At 68.0% G+C, this 3,189-nt stretch carries 3 protein-coding genes; 1 reads left to right on the top strand and 2 read right to left on the bottom strand.

Translation table 11 applies throughout. The features are described from left to right. Together WA805_RS15645 and WA805_RS15640 are read right to left on the bottom strand one after the other, a co-directional pair. On the bottom strand, positions 1-318 hold a 318-nt coding region (locus WA805_RS15645), incomplete at its 3' end, for a LacI family DNA-binding transcriptional regulator (RefSeq protein WP_425242686.1). 126 nt (positions 319-444) lie between these two features. Then, on the bottom strand, positions 445-1,446 hold the full coding sequence (locus WA805_RS15640; RefSeq protein WP_425242685.1) for a zinc-dependent alcohol dehydrogenase: 1,002 nt from the start codon (positions 1,444-1,446) through the stop codon (positions 445-447). A gap of 244 nt (positions 1,447-1,690) precedes the next feature. Between WA805_RS15640 and WA805_RS15635 the strand changes: the two genes are divergently transcribed. Next, positions 1,691-2,878: an endo-1,4-beta-xylanase gene (locus WA805_RS15635; protein WP_422285688.1), complete on the top strand. Its 1,188-nt coding sequence runs from the start codon at positions 1,691-1,693 to the stop codon at positions 2,876-2,878. Positions 2,879-3,189 lie beyond the last annotated feature (311 nt).

Raw genomic sequence — 3,189 nt, 5'->3', positions numbered from 1 at the left:
GAAGGACGGCAGGCTCGCGATCGCGACGAAGTACCCGGGACGGGCCGCGCGCTCGATGCCGTACAGCATGGACGCCGGCCCGTACAGCGTGGTGTCGAAGCTGATCACGCCAAGCACGTTGGTCTTGCCGGTGACGAGGGTGCGGGCCGCGATGTTCGGCCGGTACCCGAGGTCTCGGATGGCCGCCAGGACGCTGGCCTTGGTCGCCGCGCTCACATTGGGATGGCCGTTCAGTACCCGGGAGACGGTCTGATGTGAGACGCCGGCCAGCCGAGCTACGTCGGCCATCACCGGCCGCGGCATCTCGTGCCGCGGCATCTCGCGTTCTGTCGATGCCGACACGGTGCCTCCCCTTCAGCCCCCGCCAGCACCCCGGTGTCGCGGCCTTGAATTCAGCAACTAACTGAGACTATAAGCCAGGCCGCGCAGATCAGCGATTCCGTCTCACGGGACGATGAGGACTTTCAGGCCGACGCGGCGCTGGGCGGTGGCGAACGCGGTCACCGCCTCGTCCAGGTCGGCCCGGCGCGAGACGAGCGGGTCCAGGGCTACCGCGCCGCGGGCGGCGAGGCCGATGGCGCGCGGATAGACGTCGTTCATCCGCCGCACCATGGCTATGGTGAGCCCCTTGCGCCTGGCGAGCGAGGCAGGGAACGTCGTGACGTCGTGATCGGGAATGCCGGCGAGGACCACCCGGCCGCCCGGCCGAACCGATTGCATCGCGAGCCGCACCGCGTCGTCGGTGCCCGCCACTTCGAACGCCACATCGGCGCCGTACCCCGTCAGGTCGGCGTCCGGCTCTGCCACCTCGTCCGCCCCGTAGCCGGCGGCCGCCTCGCGGCGGTGCGACAGCGGCTCGACCGCCGTGACGGGGCCGGAGCCGTCGACGCGGAGCACCTGGAGGAGCAGCAGGCCGATCGGCCCGCAGCCGACCACCGTCACCCGCCCGCCGAACGGCACGTGCCCGAGGTCCATCGCGTGCAGCGCAACGCCCAGCGGCTCGAGCAGCGCTCCAGCGTCGTCGCTGACCTGATCGGGCAGTGGGTGCAGCAGCCGCGCCGGCCAGCGCAGCTGCTCGCGCAGCATGCCGTCGGTCTCGCCGTGCCCGGCGAACCTGACGTTGTAGCACAGGTTCCGGTAGCCGTCGTGGCACGCCCGGCACGCCTCGCACGGAATCGCCGGGTCGATCGCGACCCGCTCGCCGCGGCGCGGCCCGGCCGCGATCACTCCCGCGCCCTCATGCCCGAGCACCAGCGGGCGGGACAGCTTCGCGTCGCCGATAGCGCCCTCGGTCCACCAGTGCAGGTCCGAGCCGCAGATCCCGACGGCGGTGACCCGGACCAGGGCCTCGTCGTCCTCGTGAGGGCGCACGGGCGCGGTCCGGGCCGGCTCCGGCTCGTCCCCGACCCTGATGTCCCCGGTTCCGTACAGCCTGGCGACCCGCACGCTCGCCCCTTCCGAGAAATCGAAACTTTCGCAGCATTCCTCAGCGTATCGGACATTGGGCAATGGGTGAACGCCTGCAACTAAATCGCCAGTAACGGCACATCGAGCACGATAAATACTCAACATTCCCAAGAATCGTACCTATTGACACGTTTTCTTTGTGCGCCTACGGTGCCATTATCCGATAGCCGTGAGCCGAAAGTTTCGAATTTGTCCGAAATATTTCGGCTGATAGGAGTCAGCAATGAGACGACGCAGTCTTCTCGCGATGGGCGCCGCGGGCGGCGCGGCGGCCGTGCTCGGCACCGGCGCCTCAGCCCTGGCGTCACCGGCCGCCGCCGGGCTGGCCGTCAGGCCCAGCGCGAATCCAGGAACCAGCCCCACCTCCCTGCGGGCGCTCGCCGCGAAGATCGGCCTCAGGTTCGGCACCGCGCTCATCCCGCAGGACATTGAGACACCCGCGTGGGCGGCCATCGCCGCGAGTCAGTTCTCCGTGGTCACCCCCGGCAACGGAATGAAGTGGCAGATCGTCGAGCCGACCCAGGGCGTCTACGACTGGTCGCAGGCCGACCAGCTCGTGGCCTTCGCGCGCGCGAACGGCCAGCTGGTCCGCGGCCACACGCTGCTGTGGCACAACCAGCTGCCCACCTGGCTGACCACGGGCGTCGCCAACGGCACGATCACCAACGCCCAGCTGAAGCAGCTTCTGCACAACCACATCCAGGTCGAGGTGTCGCGCTACCGCGGCAGGATCTGGCAATGGGACGTGGCCAACGAGTTCTTCCTTGACGCCAATCCGTCCGGCATCGACCCGAACAACTTCTGGATTTCGCATCTCGGCCCGGACATCATTCCGCAGGCATTCCGCTGGGCGCACGCGGCGGACCCTGGCGCGCTGCTCTTCTATAACGACTACAACATCACCGGCGAGGACGGCACGAACGCCAAGAGCGACGCGGTCTACGCGTGGCTCAAGCAGATGCTGTCCGAAGGCGTCCCGATCATGGGCGTGGGGAGCCAGGGACACCTGGACACCCAGTACGGCTTCAGCCCGCAGCTCTTCCAGCAGGACCTGGAGCGGTACGCGAGCCTGGGCCTGAAGGTCGCGATCACCGAGGCCGACGTCCGCACGTTCGTGAACAACGCGACGGATCAGGTGCCGACGGACCACCTGGCGGTGTTCGCCCAGCCGTACGAGTTCTCCGGGATGCTCAAGGCCGCGCTCGCGGTGCCGCAGGTCATCTCCTTCACGATCTGGGGATTCACCGACGCCGACTCCTGGGTGCCCGGCACCTTCGCCGGCGAGGGGTACGCCACGATCTACGACGTGAACCAGCAGCCGAAGCCCGCCTACTACGAGCTCCAGGCGGACCTGGAACTAGGCGCCTTCGGCGCCCCGCGCCGCGTCCCCACCCCGATGCCGCAGCCCTAACCGGGGATTCCAATTATCGTGGGGACTTTGCCCTCGTTTTCCGGGGCGAAGTCCCCACGATCTTTTGCTCAGACCCAGTTTCTTGCTGTTATCGCCGCGAGGGTGAGCCCGTAGATGACATAGGGCGCAAACGTCACCTCAGAATCGGGGCAAAAGCGACATAAAACGGGAGGATTGCGCCCTATGTGCAGACCGGTTCTCGCAGCGATGGCGTTTCTTGCTGTTATCTGGCGCGCAGGCATGGGAGTGGCGCGCGTGGGGCGTGAGGGTGGCACGGGCGGCAAGGCGGGGCATCGGCCGCGGGGTAGCAG

The organism is Trebonia sp. (assembly GCF_049794275.1).
Taxonomy (GTDB): Bacteria; Actinomycetota; Actinomycetes; order Streptosporangiales; family Streptosporangiaceae; genus Trebonia.
This window is presented reverse-complemented; position numbering and strand designations above follow the sequence as displayed.